This window comes from Paenibacillus methanolicus, from assembly GCF_008124765.1.
GTDB classification, from domain to species: domain Bacteria; phylum Bacillota; class Bacilli; order Paenibacillales; family Paenibacillaceae; genus Paenibacillus_Z; species Paenibacillus_Z methanolicus.
In genome coordinates, this window is sequence record NZ_VNHS01000004.1 from 245,748 (window position 1) to 271,635 (window position 25,888).

General features: G+C 62.0%; 18 protein-coding genes and 1 riboswitch. Of the genes, 5 read left to right on the forward strand and 13 right to left on the reverse strand.

Annotation, left to right across the window (positions count from 1 at the left end; all coding sequences use genetic code 11):
- Window positions 1-475: 475 nt before the first annotated feature.
- The gene (locus BCM02_RS12660; RefSeq protein ID WP_148929459.1) at window positions 476-2,302 is read right to left on the reverse strand and encodes an APC family permease; all 1,827 of its coding nucleotides are present in this window, start codon (window positions 2,300-2,302) and stop codon (window positions 476-478) included.
- 165 nt (window positions 2,303-2,467) lie between these two features.
- A riboswitch (cyclic di-AMP (ydaO/yuaA leader) is annotated at window positions 2,468-2,641 on the reverse strand.
- 339 nt (window positions 2,642-2,980) lie between these two features.
- On the opposite strand from BCM02_RS12660, the gene BCM02_RS12665 reads away from it, so the two are divergent.
- Window positions 2,981-3,784, forward strand: a complete 804-nt coding sequence (locus BCM02_RS12665) for an SDR family oxidoreductase (RefSeq protein WP_148929460.1) — start codon at window positions 2,981-2,983, stop codon at window positions 3,782-3,784.
- A gap of 162 nt (window positions 3,785-3,946) precedes the next feature.
- Here the strand turns inward: BCM02_RS12665 and BCM02_RS36485 are convergent, their stop codons facing one another.
- The 4 genes from BCM02_RS36485 to BCM02_RS12685 all read right to left on the reverse strand — a co-directional run bounded on the left by BCM02_RS36485 (window position 3,947) and on the right by BCM02_RS12685 (window position 11,280).
- Window positions 3,947-6,277 (reverse strand): response regulator, encoded by a 2,331-nt coding sequence (locus tag BCM02_RS36485; protein ID WP_148929461.1) that lies wholly within the window; start codon window positions 6,275-6,277, stop codon window positions 3,947-3,949.
- A 24-nt stretch (window positions 6,278-6,301) separates the two neighbouring features.
- A complete protein-coding gene (locus tag BCM02_RS12675) occupies window positions 6,302-7,132 on the reverse strand; it encodes a CheR family methyltransferase (RefSeq protein WP_148929462.1) in 831 nt (276 codons plus the stop codon).
- A gap of 7 nt (window positions 7,133-7,139) precedes the next feature.
- On the reverse strand, window positions 7,140-10,841 hold the full coding sequence (locus tag BCM02_RS12680) for a response regulator (RefSeq protein ID WP_148929463.1): 3,702 nt from the start codon (window positions 10,839-10,841) through the stop codon (window positions 7,140-7,142).
- Between the two features lie 106 nt (window positions 10,842-10,947).
- A complete protein-coding gene (locus tag BCM02_RS12685; protein ID WP_148929464.1) occupies window positions 10,948-11,280 on the reverse strand; it encodes a YflT domain-containing protein in 333 nt (110 codons plus the stop codon).
- A 308-nt stretch (window positions 11,281-11,588) separates the two neighbouring features.
- Between BCM02_RS12685 and BCM02_RS12690 the strand changes: the two genes are divergently transcribed.
- Complete coding sequence (locus BCM02_RS12690) at window positions 11,589-13,334, forward strand: alpha-glycosidase (protein ID WP_148929465.1); 1,746 nt, start codon at window positions 11,589-11,591, stop codon at window positions 13,332-13,334.
- Between the two features lie 580 nt (window positions 13,335-13,914).
- Window positions 13,915-15,153, forward strand: coding sequence for a sugar phosphate nucleotidyltransferase (locus BCM02_RS12695; RefSeq protein ID WP_148929466.1), 1,239 nt, complete (start codon window positions 13,915-13,917; stop codon window positions 15,151-15,153).
- Between the two features lie 280 nt (window positions 15,154-15,433).
- Here the strand turns inward: BCM02_RS12695 and BCM02_RS12700 are convergent, their stop codons facing one another.
- The 8 genes from BCM02_RS12700 to BCM02_RS12735 form a co-directional block, all read right to left on the reverse strand.
- On the reverse strand, window positions 15,434-15,808 hold the full coding sequence (locus BCM02_RS12700) for a YuzC family spore coat inner layer protein (RefSeq protein ID WP_148929467.1): 375 nt from the start codon (window positions 15,806-15,808) through the stop codon (window positions 15,434-15,436).
- A gap of 204 nt (window positions 15,809-16,012) precedes the next feature.
- Window positions 16,013-17,146, reverse strand: coding sequence for a putative 2-aminoethylphosphonate ABC transporter substrate-binding protein (locus BCM02_RS12705; protein ID WP_148929468.1), 1,134 nt, complete (start codon window positions 17,144-17,146; stop codon window positions 16,013-16,015).
- Between the two features lie 115 nt (window positions 17,147-17,261).
- On the reverse strand, window positions 17,262-18,062 hold the full coding sequence (locus tag BCM02_RS12710; RefSeq protein ID WP_148929469.1) for a DeoR/GlpR family DNA-binding transcription regulator: 801 nt from the start codon (window positions 18,060-18,062) through the stop codon (window positions 17,262-17,264).
- Window positions 18,063-18,098: 36 nt separating this feature from the next.
- Complete coding sequence (locus BCM02_RS12715) at window positions 18,099-19,268, reverse strand: saccharopine dehydrogenase family protein (protein WP_148929470.1); 1,170 nt, start codon at window positions 19,266-19,268, stop codon at window positions 18,099-18,101.
- Between the two features lie 73 nt (window positions 19,269-19,341).
- On the reverse strand, window positions 19,342-20,514 hold the full coding sequence (gene phnW, locus BCM02_RS12720; RefSeq protein WP_148929471.1) for a 2-aminoethylphosphonate--pyruvate transaminase: 1,173 nt from the start codon (window positions 20,512-20,514) through the stop codon (window positions 19,342-19,344).
- Complete coding sequence (phnX, locus tag BCM02_RS12725) at window positions 20,511-21,311, reverse strand: phosphonoacetaldehyde hydrolase (protein WP_148929472.1); 801 nt, start codon at window positions 21,309-21,311, stop codon at window positions 20,511-20,513. Before phnX ends, phnW begins: the two co-directional genes overlap by 4 nt.
- Before the next feature lie 97 nt (window positions 21,312-21,408).
- Complete coding sequence (locus BCM02_RS12730) at window positions 21,409-23,058, reverse strand: putative 2-aminoethylphosphonate ABC transporter permease subunit (RefSeq protein ID WP_246183368.1); 1,650 nt, start codon at window positions 23,056-23,058, stop codon at window positions 21,409-21,411.
- 101 nt (window positions 23,059-23,159) lie between these two features.
- Complete coding sequence (locus BCM02_RS12735) at window positions 23,160-24,203, reverse strand: ABC transporter ATP-binding protein (protein WP_148929474.1); 1,044 nt, start codon at window positions 24,201-24,203, stop codon at window positions 23,160-23,162.
- Between the two features lie 362 nt (window positions 24,204-24,565).
- Between BCM02_RS12735 and BCM02_RS12740 the strand changes: the two genes are divergently transcribed.
- Window positions 24,566-25,093: a hypothetical protein gene (locus BCM02_RS12740; RefSeq protein WP_148929475.1), complete on the forward strand. Its 528-nt coding sequence runs from the start codon at window positions 24,566-24,568 to the stop codon at window positions 25,091-25,093.
- Between the two features lie 20 nt (window positions 25,094-25,113).
- Complete coding sequence (locus BCM02_RS12745) at window positions 25,114-25,632, forward strand: Crp/Fnr family transcriptional regulator (protein WP_148929476.1); 519 nt, start codon at window positions 25,114-25,116, stop codon at window positions 25,630-25,632.
- The last annotated feature ends 256 nt before the right edge of the window (window positions 25,633-25,888 follow it).

Consider the following 25,888-nt stretch of genomic DNA (forward strand, 5'->3'; position numbering starts at 1 on the left):
TACGATAAAAGAAAGCAGGGTGCCATGGCGGCCCCTGCTTTTTTACTGTTTAGTGAATGATGATATTCATAGCATGTTGGATAAAACGTAAAGCGTGTCCGGGGGAGCGGACGTAAGCGATGGTCGGCACCTCAGGCAAATCGTCACGAACGAAGCTCGAACAAGAGCTTGTCTGAAGGACAAGCGGGCTCATTCCGAAAGGACACATCGAAGACGGCCGCGGAGAAGGTACGCTAGTTCCGGGTGTGCAGAGGGCCGGGGCCCTTTGGAGGGAAAACGTCCGATGAAGCCAACTAGGGCCTATAGTTAGGACGGACTTCAAAACCCACTGAAGCTTTGTCCGTCAGGACAAAAGCGTGCCCCGTTTAAGCCAACCCGCCGACCGCGAACAATGGTGGCTGCACGAAGAAGGGAGTCCAGAGGGAGAAGCCCTTTGGTTCCCCTCAGCGGAGGGGGAAGGGGGAGGGAAATCCCCCTATTTCTTCAAGTGATACGGCACCGTCGTCACGATGACGTCGCGCCGGTACAGCAGGTGCGCGCGGATGAGCAAGCTCGACTGATTATGCAGGATGTTATGCCAGCCCTTCCTCGGAATGAATTGCGGGATGACGACGGTTACCTGCACGTTCATCTCGCCCGCTTTGCGCTGCACCGTATCGATGAACTTCGTCAACGGCTGAATAATGCTGCGGTACGGGGAGTGCAGCGTGACAAGCCGTACGTCCGGCTGCCACTGCTTCCATTTCTCCTCGAAGGCCGCTTCCTCCTCCCGCTCGAAGGGAACGTGGACCGCGATGATCTGCTCCGGCTTCAGCGATTTGGCATAGCGAAGCGAGTTCTCCACGACATGGGTCATGCCCGCCACGGGCAAAATAATGACGTTGCCCTCGATCGTGATCGGCGGCTCGCACGTGGACAGGCGAAGCTGATCGCCGACGGCGTCGTAATGCTTGCGGATCCTGCGGAATAGCAGAATAATGAGCGGCAAGAAGACCAATACTGGCCATACCTGCCCGAATTTCGTAAGGAAGAACATGCAGGTGACGACCAGGCAGATGAACGCGCCGATGCCGTTGATCGTCAGCTTCAGCCCCCAGCCCTGCGGCTTCTGGCGAATCCACTTGAGCATCATGCCGGTCTGCGACAGCGTGAACGGAATGAAGACGCCGACCGCGTAGAGCGGAATCAGATGCTCGGTCTGGCCTTTGAATAGAATAATGAGCAGGATCGACGACAAGCCCAGCATGAGGATGCCGTTCGAATACCCGAGGCGGTCGCCGCGCACGGTGAACATCCGCGGGATGAATTTATCCTTGGCGAGGCTGACCGCCAGCAACGGGAACGCGGAATAGCCGGTATTAGCCGCCAAAATCAGAATGAGCGCCGTCGTGCCTTGGACGAAAAAGTACATCGCGTTCCGCCCGAACGTCTGCTCCGCGATTTCCGAAACGACCGTGACCTGCGGATGCGGCGTTATGCCGTAATACCAGGCCAAGAAGACGATACCGGAGAACAGCAGCGCGAGCAGCAGACCCATCGCGGCGAGCGTCTTGGCCGCATTGTTGGGCGCGGGCGACTTGAAGTTCGGGATCGCGTTGGAGATCGCCTCCACGCCCGTAAGGGCGGAGCTGCCCGAGGCGAACGCCTTCAGCAGCAGGAAGAGGCTGATGCCCGCGACGGGCGTGCCGATGGAAGCATGCAGCTCGCGCGACACGTTGCCGCTAGCAATGTCGTAGATGCCGACGCCGATCATGATGAACAGCGCGAGCACGAACAGATAGACGGGATAAGCCAGTACCGAAGCGGATTCGGTCACCCCGCGCAAATTCAGGATCGTGATGAACAGGACGAAGACGATCGCGATCGGCACGGTATACTCGTGCAGCGACGGGAAGGCGGACGTAATCGCGTCCGTGCCGGCCGATACGCTGACCGCCACCGTCAGGATGTAGTCGACGAGCAGCGAGCCGCCGGCCACGAGCCCGGGCAAGATGCCGAGGTTCTCTTTGGAGACGACATAAGCGCCGCCGCCGTGCGGATACGCATGGATAATTTGCCGGTATGACAGAATAAGCGCTAGCAGCAGCACCAGCACGCCGATCGCGATCGGAATCGAGAACCAGAACGCGATGGCGCCGGCGGCCATCAGCACGATCAATATTTGCTCCGGTCCGTAAGCGACCGAGGAGAGCGCGTCGGAGGACAGAATCGCCAGCGCCTTCGTTTTGTTCAGTTTTTGGTCGCCGAGCTCAGCCGATTTCAGAGGGCGCCCGATCAATAAACGTTTTAATGCCGTAAACACGCGCCTTCACCACCCGGAGAATGTCATTGTCTTTTCTTTACCCGTGCCTTCGCGCGTCCAAAAACCTTGTTTTGCAGGTTAGTTTTTCACCCGGTCCGCGTTTTAGGACACGCCAAATAACGCAGAGGAAATACCCCTGCGTTCCCAATTCGAACGCGAAGTGTTTACCCCCCTCTAATGACGCTTACGAGGTTAGCTGACGGATTCGGGCGGTTAGAGTCGCCCTACGGCCGGCGCGCTTCGAGCGCGGCGAGCCGATTCACCCCTGCGAGCGCCGATGGGCGGCGTTCGCGTTTGGTTCCCCCGTTTTCCGGTTCGGAAATTCAGCGATGCTGGATGTTGTACGCAAGCTATCATACTCCCGGGAAGCGCAGGGTGTAAACGGACGAAGAAACGGCTTCATCCGGCTGTATGGCGATATTTGGACGGAAGCAGCGCTTACATAGGTCGTTATCGCAGCCAAGCTGGTTTTATCGAGGCATTCTTCGGATTTGCGACGAAAACGGGCGGTAAGACCTACGAGGCTTGTCCGGCTGAACGTAGGGATGGGCGGCGGCAATGCGCGCCTCGCTTATGGCGAAGTTTCGGCCGCCTGCATAGCCGTTCTTGTTTTTGGGAAATACCAAACGGGTATTAGATGGAAGCACAGTCCAAGTTAGTTAGGAAGGGGTAGGGAACATGGCACAAGCAAACGGGCAGGGGAGAGTTCAAGGGAAAGTCGCGCTCGTCACCGGCGCGGGATCGGGCATTGGGCGCGCGGCGGCGCTGCGTCTGGCGGAGCAGGGCGCGAAGATCGCGCTGCTCGACCGGGAGGAGGACCGGGTCGCGGCCGTGCTGGCGCGCATCGAGAAGGCGGGCGGCGAGGCGATCGCGATCGGCGCGGATATCTCGAGCACGGGCGACATGGAGGCCGCGTACCGGAAGGTTGCGGACAAGTGGGGACGGCTCGATATCGTGTTCGCCAACGCAGGCATCAACGGCGTGCTCGCGCCGATCGAGACGATGAGCCCGGAAGAGTTCGGCACGACGATCGACATTAACCTCAAGGGCACCTTCCTGACGGTGAAGCACGCCATACCGGCGCTGAAGGAGAACGGCGGTAGCATTATCGTCACAAGTTCCATCAACGGCAACCGCGTCTTCTCGAACATCGGTTTCAGCGCCTACAGCACGTCGAAGGCGGGACAAGTCGCCTTCACGAAGATGGCCGCGCTCGAGCTGGCGAAGTTCGGCATTCGCGTCAACGCGATTTGCCCGGGCGCCATTACGACGCATATCGACCAGAACACCGACCGCAAGCCGGAGCTTGACGAGGTGACGATCCCGATGGAGTTCCCGGAAGGCGACCAGCCGCTCGAGGACGGTCCGGGCAAGCCGGCGCAGGTCGCGAATCTGGTGCTGTTCCTGGCCTCCGACGAATCGAACCATATTACGGGGACGGAAGTGTTCGTCGACGGCGCGGAGTCGCTGCTGCGGGGATAAGAAGGGCGCTGGCCATGCATGCATCCGTACATAGATCCCGCCAATCGCAAAGGGCTGTTCCGCACGTCATCTGGGATGGCGCGGAACAGCCCTTCTTGAAATTCAAGCATGCGTAATTTTCACCATCGCCTGATAAAGACAGCGCCAGCCGTTTCGCCTTGTCTACGTCGTGCCAAGCAGCTGGTAACGCTGCAGCAAACGCTTAACGGCTTCGAACTGCAGCGGCTTGCCCAGGAAATCGGCCATGCCGGCCTCCAGACAACGCTGGCGGTCGGCGGGTAGGACGTTGGCCGTCATGGCGACGACGACCGGCGAATGGGGCGCTCCGCTGGCGGCGAGTACTTGCCGGGTCGCCTCCAAGCCATCCATGACCGGCATGCGCATATCCATCAGGATAAGCTCATACTGGTTGGCGGCCGACTTCGCTACCGCCTCGCCGCCGTCCGCGGCGACATCGGCCCGGATGCCGAGCTTCTCCAACATGCCGATCGTCAGCTTCTGGTTGATCTCGTTGTCGTCGGCGACCAGCACCCGCGGCGCCGACGCGCCGATCGCCGGCGGGGTCTCGTCCGGGATGACCTCGATCGTGCAGGAGAGTTCCCGGTTGCCGGATTCGAACAACGAGGCGAAGCTGATCTCCGGAATACGCGAAGACGCGCGTCCTTCGAGGCCGAGCCGCTCGGCTCTGGCGGGCGGCCTGCCCCCGCTGCCAGCCGGATCGGCCTCGCTTCCATCCTGCAAGCTCGCGTCGGCAGAACCGATCAAGGCTAGGGCATCCGCTGGAGTCTCAAGCGCTACTACGGCTGGTTCCGCTTCGGACATCGCCTCATGGAACCAGCCCGGCTGCGCGATCCAGGGACTGAGGTCGGTCCCGCCTTCCTGATTCAGGTAGCCTTCCTCGCCGTAAGGCTTGACGGTGACCGTGAAGCGGAACGTGGCCCCGGCGGCTTCGTTCGTCTCGACATGGATCGTCCCGCGCATCAGCTCGACGAGGTTCTTGCAGATCGCAAGGCCAAGCCCGGTGCCGCCGTATCGCCGGGTGAGCGACGTATCGACCTGCGAGAACGGCTGGAAGAGGAGCGGCAGCTTCTCTTCCGGAATGCCGACGCCCGTATCGTGGACGGCGAATTGCACCTCGATCGCTTCCCCGTCCATGCGGCCAAGCCGCGCCTCGACGCGGACGGAGCCTTCCGGGGTAAACTTGACCGCGTTGCCGACCAGGTTGATCAGCACCTGGCGAAGCTTCAGTCCGTCGCCGATGACGATCTTCGGCAGCTCGGGATCCAGCTCGTAGGCGAGGTGCAGGCCGAGCTGCTTCGTCTTGGCGGTGAACAGCTCGAACGTCTCCGAGACGATGAGGTCCAATTGGAACGGCATCTCCTCGACTTCGAGCTTGCCGGACTCGATCTTCGCGTAGTCGAGAATATCGTTAATGACCGACAGCAGCGCGTCGCCGCTCTTGTGGATGATCTCGGCGTAATCTTGCTGCTCGGAGGACAAGCCGGTCTCCAGCAACAGCTCGGTCATGCCGAGCACGCCGTTCATCGGCGTGCGGATTTCGTGGCTGACCATGGCGAGGAAGTCGGTCTTCGCGCGGGCCGCGATCTCGGCCGCGTCCTTCGCCTTCATGAGGTCGAGCTCGAACTGCTTCCGCTCGGTCATATCGCTGATCGTGCAGGCGTAGATGCGGTCGTCGTCCACCGTGGCGACGCCGACCTGGATTTCCGCCGGGAACCGGCTGCCGTCCTTGCGCATGGGCGCCAGCTCGATCCGCTTGCCGGTGGGCAAGCCGGCTTCGGCATCGCCCTCCGACTCCTTGAAGCCGCCGCCTTCGAAACAAGGGATAAGCTGCTCGATCGGCGTCCCGATCACTTCGCGCTCTTGATAGCCGAACATCGCCGTCAGCGCAGGGTTCACCGCCAGAATGCGCCCTTCGCCGTCGAAGGTGACCATCGTGTCGCTGCTCGTCTCCTGTACGACGCGCGCGAGCGCCTGCGTCTTGTTCAGCTGGTAGGCGGTGCGCATCAGCTCGCGATTCATTTTCTCCAGCTCCCGCGTCTTCTGATGGAGCAGCTCGGTCTGCAGCTGCAGCGTCTTCGTGCCGATGTACATCCGCACGAAACCTTCGATTTTCGTCCGTAGAATTTGGGGAACGAAGGGCTTGAGCATATAGTCGATCGCGCCGACCTCGTAGCCGGTGAAGAAGTGCTCCGATTCCTTGCTGGTGGCCGAGATGAATATGATCGGCGTCTCGCGCGTCTTCTCTCTCATCTTGATCAGCCGCGCCGTCTCGAAGCCGTCCATCTCCGGCATCTGCACGTCCAGCAGAATAACGGCGAACTCTTCTCGCAGCAGGCTGCGCAGCGCTTCCTCGCCCGAGAGGCACTTGACCAAGTTGTAGTTCAAATCGCCGAGAACGGCCTCCAGCGCGAGCAGATTGTCAGGGTGGTCATCCACGAGCAGGATGTTAATGGGTCCGTCGTATGTTACCATCGCCTTCGCGTTCACCTGCCTCTTCTATCTCGTCTTCCGGTACAGCCTGCTGTGGGCGTCCAATTCGTCATACGCGTCCGCGTGTCTCGTGAAGTTGATCGATTCTTTGGTGCCGAGCGCGAGCACCCCGAAGGTGCTAAGACTGTCGTACAGCAAGCCGTGCACGTGATTTTGCAGCTCTTTATTGAAATATATCATGACATTGCGGCAGAAAATGACATTGAACTCGTTGAACGAGCGGTCCGTGACCAGATTATGCTGGGCAAAGACGATATTCTCTTTCAGCTCCGAATGGAACAGAACGGAGTCGTAGCGCGCGGTATAATACCGGCTGAAGGCGTCCTTCCCGCCGGCCTCCATATAATTGCGGGTGAACGTCTGCATCCGGTCGATCGGGAAAACGCCTTCCCGCGCGAGATCCAGCACGCGTTCGTTCATGTCGGTCGCGTAGATGCGCGTTTTGTCGTACAAGCCTTCTTCTTTGAGCAGAATCGCCATCGAGTAGACTTCCTCGCCCGTGGAGCAGCCCGCATGCCAAATCCGGATGAACGGATACGTCCGCAGCATCGGCACGACATGCTGGCGGAAGGCGAGGAATACTTCCGGATCGCGGAACATCTCGGTGACGTGTATCGTCAAGTCGGCCAGCAGCCGGTTCATCGTCTCGCGGTCGTGCAGCATCCGCTCGGTGAGCGCCGACACGTTCGGCAGCCGCTCCGCATGGACGCGGTGCCAGATGCGCCGGCGCACCGAGGAGAACGCGTAATTGCGAAAATCATAGCCGTACAGCTGGTACAGCCCTTCCAGGAGCAGCGCGATCTCGATCCGCTCCCGTTCGCTGGCGCCGTTGTCCATCCATTCGTTATTTATATAACCACACCCTCATTAATGACAGCAGTTGATCGATATTGACCGGCTTGGCGATATAATCGGACGCGCCGGCTTCGATGCATTTGTCGCGGTCTTCCTTCATGGCTTTGGCCGTGATGGCGATGATCGGGAGCTTCTCGTGGGCCGGGTTGGCGCGAATGCGCCGCATCGTCTCGTATCCGTCCATCTCCGGCATCATCATGTCCATCAGGATGAGCTGCGTGCTCGGGTGTTTCTCGAGCGCCTCGAGCGCTTCCCGCCCGTTCTCGGCAAAGCTTATATTCATCTTATACCCTTCCAGGGCGCTCGATAACGCAAACACGTTGCGAATATCGTCGTCGACGATCAGAATGTCCTTGCCCTCGAAGATCGCCTCCACGCTGTGCAGCTGACGCAGCACGTTGCGCTTGTCTTCGGGCAGGTCGGCGACGACCCGGTGCAGGAACAGCGTCGTTTCGTCGAGCAGCCGCTCGGGAGATTTCACATCTTTAATAATGATCGTTTCCGCGTATTTCTTCAACTGGAGCTCTTCCTTCTTCTCCAGCTCGCGGCCGGTGTAGATGATGATCGGCAAATCGCGCAGGCTGTCGTTGCGGCGGATCGCGTCGAGCAGGGCGAAGCCGGAGATGTCCGGCAGCCCCAGATCCAGCACCATGCAGTCGTAATGTTTGGCGGACAGCTCCTCCAGCGCGGCCTTGCCGGTCGAGACGGCCTTGATGACGACGTCGTCGTGCCCGATCAGCTCCATGATGCTCGTGCGCTGGGCGTAATCGTCCTCGACGACGAGCAGATGCTTGAGATCCCGCTCGAGGAACGATTCGATCTGGCCGAACAGATGGTCGAGCTTCTCCTTGGCGGCCGGCTTCTTCAAATACGCGATGGCGCCCATCGACAGCCCCTGCTGGACGTCGTCCATCATGGAGATGACGTGGACCGGAATATGGCGCGTATCCGGATCGTGCTTCAGGTGATGAAGCACGGACCAGCCGTCCATGACCGGCAGCATGATGTCGAGCAGAATGGCATCCGGCTTATACGTCTTGGCGTAGGTCACGCCGTGGTCGCCCTGGAGGGCGACGATGCCTTTGAAGCCGCGGCCGCGCGCGATATCGAGCAGGACGCGGGCGAAGTTGGCGTCATCCTCGACGATGAGCACGACGCGGTCTTCCAGGCCGATCGCTTCCCGGTCGTCTTCGACGAGCTCCGCCGGCGGCGCCTCGGTCGTCGGAAGAGGCATCTCCGCGGAAGGAGCGGCCAGCAGCGCCGCCGTCCCCCGAGGCAAGGAGGCGGCCGGCTTGGCGAGGGCCGCCGGCGCGTCGTCGCGCCCGGTCGCCCCGAGCGGGTCGGCGACGTGGAACTCCGGCAGCAGCAGCGTGAACGTGCTGCCCTTGCCTTCGGCGCTCGCGAGCGTGATGCCGCCGCCGAGCAGGCCGGACATATCGCGGCTGATCGCAAGGCCGAGGCCGGTACCGCCGTAGACGCGGCTAGTCGTGCCGTCGACCTGCTGGAACGCTTCGAAGATAATATCTTGTTTATCCGGCGAGATGCCGATGCCGGTATCTCGCACGTCGAAGGCGATCATTCGCCCGGCGTCGTGCGCTTTGCCAAGCCCGGCGGCTTCCTCCGCCGTCGCCAGACGCGCCGTGAGCGCGACGCCGCCGCGATGCGTGAATTTGAAGGCGTTGGACAGCAAGTTCTTGAGCACTTGCTTCACCCGATGGCTGTCGGTGTACATCTCCTTCGGCACGTCCGGCGCGATCTCGACGTCGAAGCCGAGGTCCTTCTGCTGGCCGACCGGCGTGAAGCTCCGGCGCATGGCCGACAGGATGTCGGCGATCGGGACGTGCTCGGTGACGAGGTTCATTTTGCCCGCGCCGATCTTGGACAGATCCAGAATCTCGTCGATCAGCTTCAGCAGGTCGCCGCCGGCGGAATGAATCGTCGTGGCGAACTCGATCTGCTTGCCGGTCAGGTTGCGTTCCTTGTTGTCCATCAGCATCTGCGACAGAATGAGCATCGAGTTGAGCGGGGTGCGCAGCTCGTGCGACATGTTGGCCAGGAATTCGGACTTGTATTTGGACGCGAGCGCAAGCTGTACGGTCTGCTTCTCGAGCGCGTTCTTCGTCTTCTCGATCTGTTCGTTCTTCTGCTCGGTCTGGCGCATCTGCAGCTCGAGCAGATGGGTCTTCTGCAGCAGCTCGTCGTTCGTCTGTTCCAACTCTTCCTGCTGGGACTGCAGCTGCTCCTCGGATTTCTTGAGCGCGCGGGTCTGTTCCTCCAGCCGGTCGTTGGAGCGGCGCAGCTCTTCCTGCTGGCTCATCAGTTCTTCGGATTGCACCTGCATCTCCTCGCTCAGCGCCTGCGACTCGCGCAGCAGCTCCTCGATTCGGATGCGGCCGAACAGGTTATTCAGAATAATGCCGAGCGCCGTGGAGAGCTCGTGCAGCAGCTCGCGCTGACGCGGGTCGAACGCTTCGAAGGAGGCGAGCTCCGCGACGCCGAGCAGGCGGCCTTGATACATGACCGGGACGAGCAGCAGATGAAGCGGACTCGTCTCGCCCAGGCCGGTCTTGACCCTCACATGGGAGGCCGGCAGATCATCCAGCTGAATCGTCTCCTGCGAGACGGCGCATTGGCCGACGAGCCCTTGCCCGAACGCGAACGATTGCTCGAACACTTCCAGATCATGCGGGGCATAGGAGCCTTGGAGCTTGAGCCTATTCTCGTCGCCGAGTCCTTCGCGGATGTAGAGGCCGCCGTAGGTCGCGCACGTGATCGGAATCAGCTGGTCGATGAACGTTTTGCAGAGCTGCTCCAGATTCTGTTCGTTCTGCAGCAGGACGGAGACGTTCGACAGGTTGGTCTTGATCCAGGCTTCGTCTTCGACCTTGCGGTTGTAGACCTGCTCGGCCGCCGTCTTGTCCTCGAGAACGTCGGCGAGCGCGTTGAAGGCCTTGGCCACCGTGCCGAATTCGTCGGCGGTCTCCGTCCGCTTGCGGACGTTCCGGTCGAGCGTGCCCTGCGCATAGGAGTGAATCAGCATCGTCAGGTTGTTCAGTCCCTTGGTGACGCCGGTCAAATTCCAGAGCATCGTCAAGATCCCCAAGAACAGACCGATGATGGAGGCGGTGATCAGGACGGCGCGCGCTTCGTTGTTGGCCTGGCGCGCGCTCTCGACGGCCTCGTCCATCGAACTGCGCTGATAATTGGCGAGCGCGTCGATAGCGGCGAGCGCTTCATTCTGGAACCGCAGCCCTTCTTGCTCGCGCAGCGCGACCGCCTCTTGGCTCTTGCCCTGACGAACAAGCTCGATGACCTGTTCTTCATAGCCGAAAAAGTTTTCCACGGTGCGGTTGACGTCCAAGAACAGCGTCTGACGGATTTCGTTCGAGACGATGTCGTCGAGCTGCCCGATTCGTTCGCGCGCCTCCGCCGGTTCGCCGACGAGCAACGCTTCGTTCTTGATCAGATTGGCGTTCGTCGGCATCGTCAGGATATTGACCAACCCTTTGGCCGTATTCTGGACGTAGCCCTTCAATTCATAAGCGAGAACGAGCTTTTGATAGCGATTATCATAGACCTCGTCCAGCTTTTCCCCCATGCGCGTCACGTTGTTCAGCCCGGTTATGCCCAAGAAGCCGAGCAGCAGAATGACCGCGATGAAACTGATGATTAACCTCGTTTTTGTCTTCACGTCGTTCGCTCACCTGCGTCCTTTTTGTCTGAAATATAAATGCGCACATGCGAACAGGCCGCCGACCCGGGTGGGTTTGCGACCGTTCGCACTATGGTAGATCCGTTTATTGTACGTTCGTGATAACCAGCAGTCGGCCTTGGTCGAGCTCTTCTTCATAACGCTCGGCCTCCGACTCGGGTATGCCGATCGCTTGAAGCTTGGCGCGGATCTCGTCGCCTCTGGAGCGGAATACGTTCGCCATGGACGTGAACGCGCCTTCCTCGGCCATGCCGATCTCGTTCGCGTCGGTGGCGTCGGCCAGCGTCTTGGTCTCGTCCCGATCGTGGGCCATCACGTAAATGTTGTCCTGACGGAAGCCACGGCGGTTCAGATCCCGGACCGCGTGCAAGGCATCCATCGCCGTCGTAACGATTTGAACGCTCGGTGTGTGCTGCATCGTCCATCCCTCCGCTTACTCGTATGGTTTGTTGGTGCGGGATAACCATCTGCTTCGATGCTATCGCCGCCGCTTGTGGACCTATTGTCATATACCCGGCTGCCTGCGATTTGAAACAAGCCCGTGCCCTGAATCCGGCGTTGTCCCGCATGTTGTCGCGCACCCGATTCACGCCGCCGGGCGAGGGTGTAAGAGTGTACTAAAATGGACCGCTTGTCCATTGCCCGGCTAACCGGCGCGGCTGGCTTGCCGCGCGGCGCTTGCGCAAGGGGCGAAGCGGTCGTTCATCACGCAGAGGAGAGATGCGCATGCAATGGGAGTGCTTTCATCATTCGCCGCGGAGCAACTGGGCGTATGCTTACGACAAGGATACGATTCATCTGCGCGTCCAGACGAAGCGCGACGACGTCGAAGAAGTCACGGCCGTCACCGGCGACAAGTACGATTGGGAAGGCTGTCACGAGGACGTGCCGATGGAGAAAATCGCTTACGACCATTTTTTCGACTATTGGGAAGCGGCGGTCAAGCCCAAGTACAAACGGTTCTCCTACGGGTTCCGCATGCGGGCCGGCGACGAGACGGTATTCATGACCGAATCCGGCATCGGACCGGATCAACCGGAGCCGCCGGGCGGGTATTACGAATTTCCGTACATACACGAGATCGATATTTTCACGGCGCCGGAGTGGGCGAAGGAGGCGGTGTTCTACCAGATCATGCCGGACCGGTTCGAGATCGGCGACCCGTCGATTAGCCCGGATGGCGTATGCGATTGGGGCGGAGAGCCGACGCGGGAGAGCTTCTTCGGCGGGGATCTGCAGGGCATTCTGGAGCGTCTCGACCATCTGACCGACCTTGGCGTGACCGCGGTCTACCTGACGCCGATCTTCGAGGCGCCGTCCAACCACAAGTACGATACGGTGAACTACATGAAGGTTGATCCGCATTTCGGCGATACGGCGATGTTGAAGAAGCTGGTGCGCGAGTGCCACGATCGGGGCATCCGGGTCGTGCTGGACGCGGTGTTCAACCATACGAGCGAGCAGTTCCCGCCTTTCCAGGACGTGCTGCGGAAGGGCGAGCAATCGAAGTATGCGAACTGGTTCCACATTCGCGAATTCCCGCCCGAGGTGCGCGACGGCGTGCCGACCTACGATACGTTCGGCTTCTACGGCAACATGCCGAAGCTGAATACCGCGAACCCCGAGGTCAAGGCGTACCTGCTGGACGTCGCGGCGACATGGATTCGGGAGGCCGATATCGACGGCTGGCGGCTGGACGTGGCCAACGAGATCGACCACCATTTCTGGCGGGATTTCCGCAAGACCGTGAAGGAGCTCAAGCCGGACGCCTACATCATCGGCGAGGTGTGGAGCGAATCCCGGCCGTGGCTGCTCGGCGATCAATTCGACTCGGTCATGAACTATCCGTTCGCGGACAAAGTGCTCGGCTTCTTCGCCGAAGACGCGTTCGACGGGCGCGCGTTCGCCGAACAGATGAATAACCTGCTCATGCGGTATCCCCAGCAGACGAACGAGGTCATCTTCAACCTGCTCTCGAGCCACGATACGCCGCGGGTGCTGACGCGCGTCGGCGAGGATAAACGCCGATTAAAGCTGGCCGTCGTATACTTGCTGACGTACATCGGCACGCCGTGCATCTTCTATGGCGACGAGGTCGGACTGAAGGGCGGCGGCGACCCGGACTGCCGGCAGTGCATGGAGTGGGAGGAGGAGCGGCAGGACCGCGACCTGCATGATTTCTACAAGCTGCTGATCGACCTGCGCAAGTCCCATCCGGTGCTGCGCAGCGGGCGCTTCCGCTTCCTGAAGGCCGACGGCGGCGACTCGCGCGTCATCTACGAGCGGCTCGGCGAAGGCGAGCATTTCATCATCTGGATGAACAACACGCCTGAGGAGACGCATATGGAGCACCCGCTGGAGACCGACGACTGGGAAGACGCGCTGACCGGCGAACGCGTCCCGGTCGAGGAAGGCGTGCAGACGATCAAGCTGGACCCGTACGGGTACCGGATTATGATGCGCAAGCTGTAAGCGGCGCGACGCGCGGCTGTAGGAATGCTGTCAGGTTAAGAGGGCTCCGCCCTTTTGACCCGACTTTTATTGCTCCCTCCCCCTTCCCCCTCCGCTGAGGGGAACCAAAGGGCTTTGCCCTCTGTACTCCCTTTTTCGTGCTGGCGCACTTGTTCGCGGTCGGCGGGTGGGCTTGAGCAGGGCACGCTTTTGTCCTCACGGACAAAGCTTCAGTAGGTTTTGAAGTCCGTCCTATGACTTAAGTCTGTCAACTATAGGGCCTAATCGGCTTCATTGGACGTTTTTACTTAACTTTACAGCATTGGCGGCTGTAGGGAGGGCGCGATGAAGCGGTAACCCCTGATAGCGGCGAAAGGAGGACCTGGCTGGATCAGCCGGGGCCTCCTTTTTTGTCGTGCGGAAGCTGTGGTTGCGAGTCGCGGGGAAATCGCCAAATCGTTCCATTTACCACTTTTTCAGGCGGCTGAATCAGCATCGGCGGGGGGCGGCGACATTATTTTTTTATAAGCGCGGCGCGGGTTTCAAGCCATGGGGGGAGGTGTATAAACGTTATACCAAATACGTCGGGAGGAACCGTAACATGAACACGAACGAATGCATCGCTATGCTTCTAGCCGGAGGCGAGGGCCGCAGACTGGCTCCGCTGACGACGCATCTGGCCAAACCTGCCGTCCCTTTCGGCGGGCGGTGCCGCATTATCGACTATACGCTCAGCAACTGCGTGAACTCGGGAATATCGACGATCGGAGTGCTGACCCAATATAAAGCAGAATCGCTTCATGCCCACATCGGGGACGGCTCCTCCTGGCGCCATACGGACGACGGACGCGAGACGGATATTGCGCTGCTGCCATCGTCTCGCATCGGCCGCGAAGGGTACGCGGGCACGGCGGACGCGATCTGCCAGAACATCGACTTTATCGACGCCAAGGCGCCGGAGCATGTCATCGTGCTCTCCGGCGACCACATCTACCACATGGATTACCGTGAGCTGCTGGAGGCGCACAAGACGTCCGGCGCGGCGGCGACCATCGCGGTGAAGCGCGTGCCGTGGAAAGAGACAAGCCGGTTCGGCATCATGAACGCGGATGGCAAGGGACGGATCACCTCCTTCGTGGAAAAGCCGGCCAAGGCGCAGAGCAACCTCGCCTCGATGGGCATTTACATCTTCCGCTGGGCCGATCTGCGCGAGGTGCTGCTTACGGATTGCGAGGACGAGCGGTCGAGCCACGATTTCGGCAAAGACATCATTCCGCGCATGCTGCAGGCCGGCGAACATTTGGAGGCGTACGCGTTCGAAGGCTACTGGCGCGACGTCGGCACGGTCGAGAGTCTGTGGGAAGCGCATATGGATATTCTCGACGGCACGCTGGACGCCTCCTGCGAAGCATGGCCGGTCGCCACGCGCGAACGCAAGCCGGCCTTCCGTTCGTATGTAAGTCCGCATGCGGATGTGTTGACGTCCTACGTTCATGAAGGCAGCTCCGTCGAGGGCGATCTGGAGCGCTCCGTCGTATTCGGGGGGGTGGCGATCGGCCGCGGCACGGAAGTTCGAGAGGGCATCGTCATGCCAGGGGTTCGTATCGGGCGGCAGGCGCGAATTACCCGCGCGATCATCGGCGAAGGCGCGGTCATCGAAGACGGCGCGGTCGTCGGCAGCCCGGACGGCGACATCGTCGTCATCGCGGCCGGCGAACGCGTGACGGGCAACCCGCTCTATGCGAAGTGGCCGCTCATGCTGCCGAAATCGATGTACGACGTCAACGAATCCGCCTATGCGGGGGCGGGGGCGACCAACGTATCGTGGGATAAGGCGTAATTACGAACGCGGCAATAAACGAGCTTCCGACCGGCCGGTCTTGGCGGTCGGAGGCTTGATTGGCTTGCGGACGGAGGCAAGGGAGCGAAGCAGACAAGCCGGAATCGGCACGCGGCGGCGCATTCGCGGATGCGCCGCCAACCAATTACTTGGAGGAGATCCCGTAGGGCTTGTCCGCGCAGGCGACGACATCCGCGTGATTCGCTTCTAAGTAATAAGAACGACGACGAACAGACACTCTCGCGGGCAGCGGGAAGTGTCTGTTTGCGTTTGGCGGCAGTTATATGCCCCAGCGCAGCGTCATGCGCAGCGAACAGTCGTCGGCCTCGAGCGTGAACGTGACCCCGGTCGGCGTGTAGGACGTATGGATGGGCGTGTCGGAACCGACGCCCTTCAGCATGGTGTCCACGGTCTCTTGCTTGCCTTCTTGCGAGGCGCTCATCAATTGGTGCGCGAACCCGTGATCGCTGAGCTTCTTCAGCAGCAGGGAGCCGTCGCTCATCAGCTTGGAGAAGCTGCCGACCGAGGCTTCGAATATCTTCGTGTCGACCGGGGGGAATGCCCGTAAGCCGGCCGGATGGAGCGCGGCGGAAGGGGCAGCGGGATAAGGCTGGCCATAGGGATGATACAAGTAAGAGGAATGATAATAATACACGTCAGCACCGCCGTTACATTGGGATTCGTTTTGCTATCCCATGGTATGTAGGCGGCCGCGGAGGCGTGCATGGCCGGGCGGGGCGCCTCGGCCCGTAAGTACTTCCCGGCGCGGCACTCGACCGCAATCGCCCCCACAGTCAAAGACCGCCGGCGCGATTCCCGCGCCGGCGGCCGTTGCCTATGCGTATTATGCGCCCGAACCTTACGATTTCGGCTCGCTCTTGCCGTCGTAACGCTTCGTCCACTCGGCGAGAATCGCGTCGCGGTCTTTCGCCGCCTGCTGCAGATCGTATTTGATCAGCTGGTCCAGCGGGTTTTTCGTGTAGCCTTCGGGGATCGCCGCGCCTTCGCCGCCGACCGCGACGATCGCGTAGTTCTTGTTGTATTCCTTCATCGCGTCGTCGGTGATCGCCCAGTCGAGGAAGTCCTTGGCGACCTGCTTGATCGCGTCCTTCTTCACGAGCGCGTTCGCCTCCACGTCCCAGCCGGAGCCTTCGGTCGGGAACACGGCTTCGACCGGCGAGCCGCCGCTCTTCTCCTTGATGGCGCGGTAGCCGAACGAGATGCCGATCGGGTATTCGCCCGTGCCCGCCATCTTGGCCGGTTTGGAGCCGGAATGGGTGTACATGCCGATATTCGCATGCAGCTTGTCCAAGTACGCCCACGCCGCATCGGCGCCTTTCAGCTGCACCAGACCCGACACGGTCAGGAAGCCCGTGCCGGAAGAAGCGGGATTCGGCATGGTGATGAGCCCTTTATACTCCGGCTTCAGCAGATCCTCGTACGATTGCGGAATCGCGATTCCTTTCTTCTCCAGCTCGACCGTATTGACCGCGATCGCCGTCTCCCAAGCGTCGATGCCGACCCAGTGCGCCGGATCCGCGCTGTCCTTGAACGACGCGTTCACGCGCTCGATGCCCTTCGGCGAATACGGCTCGATCATGCCGTTCTGATCCAGGACGAGCAAGCTCGTCGCGGCCGTGCCCCAGACGACGTCGGCTTGCGGGTTGTCCTTCTCCGCGAGCAGTTTCGCCGTGATGATGCCGGTCGAATCGCGCACGATGTTCAGCTTCACGTCCGGATGCTGGGCTTTCCAAGTCGCCAGGTAAGCCTCGATCTGATCATCCTCGAGCGCGGTGTAAATCGTCAGCTCCTTGCTCTGCGTATCGACGCCGGCATTGGCGCCGTCGGTGCCGCTCGCCGCGCCGTTCGTCTCGCCGGCTGCCGTGCTTCCTTCGTTCCCGTTGTTGCCGGCGTTATTGGCCGTGCTTCCGCAAGCAGTCAGCGCGATCAGGACGATCAGCAGCAGCAGCGCGGTCAAACCACGTTTTTTCATTGGTTTCGCTCCCCATGAATTGTTATTCCTCACAATTCCTACTATAAAGTTGGTTCTTTAAACCAAGGTAAAATGCACGTAAATAAATTGTGTTCTTTTGTGTTATGGTTGTAATTCATTGTGATATCAGCGGGGGAGCAACCATCCAGTGGATGTCCTTCTCTTCCAGCCGGGCATGCCATTCTTTCGGCGGGGCGACGTCGCTGACGACGATGTCCACCTCTTCGAGGCCGGCGATGCGGCAGTAATGGTTCGTGCCGATCTTGGTATGGTCGGCGAGCACGATCGACTGCTTGGCATGCTTCATGAACGTGCGGGATAGCATGGCGCGCTCGTCCTCGTAGGCGGTGACGCCTCCGTCGATCTGCAGGCCGTCGGCGACGAGGAAGGCTTTGTCCACGTGAAAATGGCTCATGAAGTGAATGGCGAGCGAACCGGAGGTGCGGTAATGCTTCGTGTTGACGCGCCCGCCGATTAGCACGACGTCCCCGTCGAACACGCCGCGGTTGCGGTAGCCGATCAGCAGATTGAGCGTATGGACGCTCGTCACGAGCACGGTCAGTCCTTTGCGCATGACGAGGGTGTCGATCATCTTGAGCGTCGTGGTGCCGTCGTCGAGCACGATCGTCTCCCGGTCCTGGATGAGCGACGCGGCCGCGTGGCCGATGCGCCGTTTCTCCTCCGCCTGCAGCACTTCGCGCTGGACGTAGGCCGGCTCCTCGCGTTCGACGTTGATTTTGACCGCGCCGCCGTAGACGCGCTTCAGCTTCGACTCGCTCTCGAGCTCCTCTAGATAACGGCGCACCGTCTCGGAGGACACCTCCAACGTGGCGACGAGCTCCGGCGTGCGCACCTTGCCCTGCAGCTGCAGCATGTTCAAAATAATTTGTTTGCGTTCTTCTCCCGCTAAGGACATGGCTTCTCGCTCCTATTTCAATTAATGGGCAGGCGTCTACAGCGACTCGATCGTCTCGTGGATTTGAATATCCCGCTTGCGCAGCGCTTCGAAAATAACCCGCGGCTCGAACGCCTCCTCCGGCGTCGCGATGCCCGGACGGTTCGCGCGCAGCGTCTCGCCCTTGGCGATCAGCTCGGTCGCGATGGCGAGAGGAATGCCGACGTTGCGGGTATACGCCCGCAGTCCTTCCCAGCCGAGGACCGAGCCGTCCGAGCTCGGATGCGTATGGGTCAGCGTGTGGCGCATGAGGCGGCCGTCGGCGATGCCGGTCACCTCGACGTGGAGCGCGTAGCCGTACAGCTCGGTCGCGCTGCCTTCCGGCGCGTCGCATAGGTAGGCGCCGATCGCGTCCATGATGCCGATCTCCGTGTCGCCGATGGTGATTTTGTCATTCCGCATGAAGCCGTATTCGTAGAGGGCGCGCACCAAGCGCATGTTCTGCTGCGGCCACGTGCCGCGCACCTCGATCAGGCGCACGCCCTTGGCCTCAAGCGCTGCGGCAAGCGTCCGCGTCTCGGCATGCGGAATGATGTATTGGACCGCCGTGCCGTACGGCTCGGGCAGCTCGATCTCGCGGGGACGGGCGAACGGCGGTACTTGAATGAAAGCGCCGTTCTCGTACACGACGCGGCCCGGCAGCTCCGGATCGTATTCATAGGTCGTCGTCTCGGCAATAGACTTCGAGAAGGCGATGGGGCGGTAGGAGCCGTGGCTGACGCGCACTTCGTGCACCTCGTCCAGCTGATTGGCCGCGTGCATCGCCATCATTTGCGTGACGCCCGGCGTCATGCCGAAGCCCGGCAGACAGGTGCGTCCATTGCGGACGAAGCCGTCCTGGCTGCGGTCCTCGTCGCCGAAGCCGTTCAAGTTGATGCCGTGGCAGCCGGCTTCGGCGATGCAGGCGGTGGACAGGCCGTTCAGCGTGATGGTCGTGCCGTCCATGACGATATCGTAGCCGCGCAGCTGGGCGACGGTCGCCTCATGATCGCGCACGTTCACCCGCACGACGTCGACGCGGGGATCGTTCAGCTCGTCCGCGACGCGCTGCGCCTCTTCCACGTTATAATCGCCGATCGTAATGCGTTCGAATTCGGAATGTTGAACCAGATCGAGCACCGCTTCGCGGCAGATGCGGCCCGCGCCGCCTAGACAGAACACTTTCATGGATCGTTAAGCCCCTCTCGGAAAATGGTATGCGGTTGTCATTTCGGAAGCGGTAACGGCGTGCGGCCGGTGCCTACGCGCGGCCGGCTTCGGCCATTCGGCGCTGCACCGCCTCTGTCAGTCGAACCATGTCGCCTGGCTGCACGTCGCCGATGCTGCCGATCCGGAACGTGTCGGCGGCCGAAATTTTGCCCGGGTAGATAACGAACCCTTCGGACTTTAAGTCGCCGTAGAAGGAGGCGAAGTCGAATTCGACTTCGCCCTGTTCCGGATAGCGGAACGCCGTAATGATCGGCGACTGCCACGAGGCGGGCAGGAGCGGCGCGAAGCCGGCCTGCGCCATGCCCGCGGCGAGCGCGCGCTGGTTATCCGTATAACGGCGGTGGCGCGCTTCGATGCCTCCCTCTTCCTCGAGCTCGATCAGCGCCTGATCGAACGCGCGGACGACGTGCGTCGGCGAGGTGTAGCGCCATTTGCCGCCCTGCTGCTCCATCGTGAGCCATTGGTCGTACAGGTCGAGCGACAGCGAGCGGGCGTTGTCGCCGCATGCCTCGATGACGTCGCGCTTGACGAGGACGAAGCCGAAGCCGGGCACGCCCTGGATGCATTTGTTGCTGCTGCTGATGAGCCAGTCGATATCGAGCGCCGCCATGTCGAGCGGCACGCCGCCGAAGCTGCTCATCGCGTCGACGATGAAGACGCGGCCATGGCGCTTGACGACGGCGGCAATCTCCTCGAGCGGGTTGAGGATGCCCGTCGTCGTCTCGCAGTGGACGAGCGCGACGTGCGTAATGGACGGATCGGCGGACAGCGCCGCGTCGAGCGCGCGCGGGTCGGCCTGCGCCACCTCGCCGAACGCGACGGCGGCATGGTCGATGCCGAGGCGTTCGGCGATCTGGACGATGCGGTCGCCGTATGCGCCGTTTGTCAGCACGGCGAGCTTGCCGCCTTGACGCGGAAGCGCCGTGCCGATCGTCGCTTCGACGCTGAACGTGCCGCTGCCCTGCATGAGCACCGTCGTATAGCGAGACGGATCGGACGGGGCGGCGAGCGCCGTAAGACGGCTGCGTATCGACTGCACGAGCGCGTTGTATTCTTTATCCCACGTGCACCAGTCGCGGAGCATGGCGCCCTTCACGGACGCGGTCGTGCTAAGCGGGCCGGGCGTGAGCAGCAGGTACGGATTCTGGACGGACAAGGCCGCGTCATCTTGGCGGACGGCCGCGGAGGCAGGCTGCTGGCTCATGGACGTTCCCCCTTTGCCAAGCGGGCTTCGATGGCCGGGAACAAGCGGTCGAGTTCGCCGATCTCGCGAATAATGTAGTGCGCGCCAGCAGCCGTCAGCCGTGCCGCGATGTCGTTGAACAACCGCTCGCGTTCAAGGGCGTCCAGCGCTTCGGTCTGCGCTTGCGACAAGCCGAGCTCGTTGCCGCCGAAGACGACGCCGACGGTCCAGACGCCCGCCGCGCGGCCTTCCTGCATGTCGGCTTCCGTGTCGCCGCATTTGACGACCGCGTGCATCGGATAGACGCCGAGCGCTTCGGCATTGCGCAGCAGCATCCACGGATGCGGGCGGCCGCCGCCCGGCGTCTCGTCCGGCGTGACGGACGAGTCCGGCGCATAGCCGCGCCGCGCCGCCTCGGGCATCAGAAGGTCCATCATCGGCCGGGTATAGCCGGTCGTCGTGCCGATCTTAATGCCCGCGGCCCGCAGACGGTCGACCAGGGCGAGCGCGCCCGGCACCGGCTCGGCGAAATCGCGGACGATCGACAGCAGCGCCGGTTCGAAGGCGGCGTACAGCTCTTGCACGTCGGCTTCGCTCGCCGGCGCGCCGTATCGGCCGGTCCAGGCTTCGCGCACCGCCGGCTGGGCGCAAATATCGCGCAGGTGGTCGATTTTCATCCGGCCCATCGGCTTGCGGATGTCCGCGTCGGAGACGGCGACGCCGCGCTCCTCGAACAGTTTGCGGAACGCGGCGACCGGCGCGAAGCTTCCGTAGTCGACCATCGTGCCGGCCCAATCTAACATGACGGCTTGAATCATAGTGAGTTCCTCCTAGGGATTGAGTATGGGAATGCCTTATAAATGTTGTGATGTCGAGCAAGCAGTTGGCCCGCAGGCAGGTCCGGAAGGCGGCCGTCTAGCGGCTGCGCCACCCCGAGGTCCGCTTGCGCAGCAGCGCGGAGACGGCCTCGTAGGCTAGCCGCGCCAGCAAGTTCGCGGCGACGATGAGCACCGACATGGCGGCGGCTTTGGCCGTGTCTCCGGCGTCGTCCATGCCGACGATGGCGACGGAGGCGAGCTTCAGGTCGGCCCCGTATAGGAAAATGACGGCCGATACGGTGACCATGGCGTTCACGAAGAAGTACACCAGCATCTCGAGAATCGCCGGCAGCGATAGCGGCAGGGCGATGCGGACGAAGAAACGCGGCCACGAAACGTTCAGCGACGCGGAGACGTGCGCGAATTCCTTGTCCATCATCTTGAGCGACGTCGTGGCCGTCATGAACGGCACCGAGTAGAAGTGCGCGACGTTGGCCAGCACGAGCACGGCCATCGTGCCGTACAGGGCGTGCAGCGGATTCGCCGGGTCGTTGAAGAAGAAGATGTACGCGAGACCGATGGCCAGCCCCGGCAGCGCCAGCGGCACGATCGCCAGGAAGTAGCTGGCTTGGCGAATCGCGCGCAGAATCCGGATGTTCTCGATCATGTAAGCGGCGGCGAACGTGATGAACGTGCCGGCGAGCGCGGTCCAGGCCGCCATCCGAACGCTGTTCCAGAACGGGGTAAGCCCGCCTGCCGCCGCGTCCGCGAACTCGTATTTGGCCAACGTGAGCGTAAGATTGTACGGCCACGCCTTCACGAGCGACGCCATGACGACCGCGCCGAGCAGCAGCAGCATGGCCAGCGCGATCAGCGAGGCGTACGAATGGGCGAGCGCGTTGCGCAGCCGCCCCGGCCGAACGGCATACGGCGTGGAGCGCGAGGTGACGTACGCCTGCTGCTTGCGCGACGCGATGCGGTCGATGATGAACGCCGCGACGGCGGGCAGCGACAGGACGATGCTGACGACGGCGCCGAGCGCCATGTTCTGCTGGCCGATGACCTGCTTGAACATGTCGGTCGCCAGCACGTTGTATGGGCCGCCGACGACCTTCGGCGCGCCGAAGTCGGTGAAGCTGAGCGTCGCGCAGACGATAATGGCGCTGATAAGCCCGTATTTGACCGAAGGCAGCGTCACCGTCAGCAGCTGGCGAAGCTTGCCCGCCCCGAGCGTCTCCGATGCCTCGTACAACCGGTAATCGCTAATGGCGAGCGCGGCCGACAAGATGAGGAACGCCTGCGGGAACGTGTAGATGACCTCCGCCATGATGATGCCGACCTTGCCGTACAGCGGAATGCGCAGCTCGAACGGCAGCCACCCGAACAAGCCGGTGGAGATCGCGCCCTGATTCCCGAACAAGTAGACGAGTCCGATGCCGTGCATCATGGTCGGCGCGAACAGCGGGAGCAGCGCCATCGCTTTGTAGACGGATTTGCCCCGAATGTCCGTGCGCGTCAGCGCGTAGGCCAGCAGGAAGGCGAGCGGCACGGCGATGACGGTCGTCATGAACGAGATGAATACCGTATTGCCCAGCGATTGCAGCAAGGCCGGCGATTCGAGATACGCCCGGAAATAGGACAGGCCGGCGAATTCGCCCTCCGGCGTCAGGAACGCCTGGCGGAACAGCGAGGCGAGCGGCAGCGCGACCAGCACCGTCATGCCGAGCAGCAGCAGGAGGAGCAGCATCGCCTGCAGCCATTCGGCGCGTCCCCACCGGCGTCGCCGGCGCGGTACGGCCGCGGCCGCGGTGCCGGACGGCTGGTAAGCGGCGGCTTCGAAATCCGGCATCAGGAGGACCGCCTCCTTTGCGCGTCCAGCGCCTCGGCCGGGTAGCGGAGGGACTCGCCGGGCGGCAGCTGCAGCCGAAGCGGCGCGCTGCGCGTCAAGTTCAGCCGGCGAGCGAGCTGGGCGGGCACGTCGACCAGCACCGGCGCCGCATCCGCGGATGCGTGCTCGGGCAGCAGGCTGACCCGGTAATACGCGCCGCGGAATTCGGCGTGCGCCACCGTGCCGGCGAGCACGGCGCAGCCGGTCTCCGGCGCCTCGAGCGGGCCGAGCGGCTTAATCTGCTCCGGCCGCACCGCTTGCACGCCGCCGGCCGCGCCGCCATCGGGAATGAAGTTGATCGCGCCGATGAAGTCGGCGACGAACGGCGTGCGGGGCCGCTCATAGATGTCCTCCGGCGTTCCCGTCTGCGCGATACGCCCTTGGTCCATGACGACGACGTGGTCGGCCATCGTCAGCGCTTCCTCCTGGTCGTGCGTGACCATGACGGTCGTGATGCCGAGCCGCTCCTGCAGCAGGCACAGCTGCTCGCGCAGGTGGACGCGCACCTTCGCGTCGAGCGCGGAGAGCGGCTCGTCGAGCAGCAGCACCTCCGGAGAGAGCGCCACCGCCCGCGCGAGCGCGACCCGCTGCTGCTGGCCGCCCGAGAGCTGGGCCGGGTAGCGGTCTTGAATGTCCGGCAGGCCGACCAGGTCCAGCATCTCGCGCACCTTGGCTTTGATTTGGGCGCGAGGCAGCTTGCCTTTCAGCCCGTAGGCGATGTTCGCGCCGGCGGTCAAATTCGGGAACAGCGCGTACGATTGGAATACGATGCCGAAATTGCGCTTCGCCGGCGGGAGCGGGGTAAGATCCCGGCCGCCGAGCCGGACGGCGCCGCGGTCGGGCTGCTCGAGCCCCGCGATAATGCGCAGCATCGTCGTTTTGCCGCAGCCGCTCGGGCCGAGCAGACAGGTGAACTTGCCTTTGGGAATCGTCAGCGCGACGTCCTTGAGCGCTTCGAACGCGCCAAACCGTTTGTGTATGCCTTCAAGCGTGAGGGATTCCATATGCGCGCTTGCGACCTCCTTTGAAGTAATTGAGTTTCGAAACGGACGGGGCTTGACCGGAACGTGCCGCGCAGCCGGCTCCGGCGGTTGCCCAACCAACGTTGTTTGTGGGTTGCGTTGTGATTTGTCGATTATTTCTTGGTTGTACAACCTCAGTGTAGGGGAGAAGTGTAAAACGAGCGTAAACCTCATATTAAGATTGTGTGTTTTATTTTGTTTTGTTGTTTTATATTGATTTTAATTGGCGTTGAGAGTTCTCCGTCTGAAGACCGAGGCGAAAATCGGTGCCGGGGATGATTGGCTGTCCGGCGCTTAAGGATTACAATACGAGTAAACGTTATTTGCGAGAGGGTGGCGCGCGCATGTTTCAGTGGGGGCGTTTGAGCAGGTTCAAGCGGTATGGCGGACCTTGGAACGACGGGCAGGAAATCGATTATCAGTGGCCGGCGACCGGATTCCCCATCGTGCGGATCCGGCTGGGCGGCATGCGGGGCGGCCGGCGCAAGGTGGCGGTCGGGCTGATTGCGATCGGCGACGTCGCCGTTGGACTGATCGCTCTGGGCGGCGTCAGCGTCGGCGTGCTTGCCTTCGGCGCGGTGGCGCTCGGCTGGGTGCTAGGTCTCGGCGCGGTCGCCGTCTCGAGCTTGGCGGGCGGCGCGGTCGCCATCGGCGAGTTGGCGGCAGGGGCGGTCGCGATCGGGAAATACGCGATGGGCGCGGTCGCGATCGGGGAGCAGGCCCTGGGGGCGGTTGCTATCGGCAAGCAGGTGCTCGGGGCGGTGGCGGTCGGCGAAACCGCCTACGGCGGCGTGGCCATTGGCGAGCACGGCTTCGGCATTCTGCCGTTCACCGCGGATGTATTCAACTTTGTAAAAGGTTTATTTGACTAACAGGATCGGGGCGAGCATGAATGCGGCTTAACAAAGGCGAATCGCTGTTCCGGCAAGGCGAGGAAGGGCCGCTGTTTCGGATCGAGAGCGGCCTGCTCAAAGTGGTGCGCCTCCACCCGGACGGCGGCGCGTTCATCTTCAACATACTCACGCCCGGCGAAGTCATCCCCCACCATTCGCTGATCAGCCCCAAAGAATATCACGGCACCGCCATCGCGCTGACGACCTGCGAGGTGACGGCGATCCCGGCGGACGAGTGGTACGGCGGGATGGAGCGCGACCCGGCCCGTTACCGGGAGGCGGCGCTCCTCCTTCAGGCGAAGCTGCGGATGATGCAGCACCGCATCGACCAATTGACCGCGCTGGAGCCGGCGGAGAAGCTGGCCCGGCTGCAGGAATGGTTCGGCGCGTACGTGCAGGACGCGCCGCTCGGCGACCTGCTCACGCAAGAAGAGATCGGCCAGCTGCTCGGCCTTCGCCGCGAGACGGTGAACCGGCTGCTGCGCGCGAAGAAGCCGCAAGCGTCACGGGATACGTGATGCTTGCGGCTTTTTTTAATGTGTCTAGGGGAGGCGCAATAGTGGCGTGAAACGTGAAACGGACTATGGCGTGCAGCGGCGAGCAGATGGGGCGAAATAGCGGTACCCAACCGACTATTGCATGCCGCATCGAGCGGATGGAGCAAAATAACGGTACCCAACCGACTATTGCATGCCGCATCGAGCGGATGGAGCAAAATAACGGTACCCAACCGACTATTGCGCGTCGCTGCGAGCAGATGGTGCGCAATAGCGG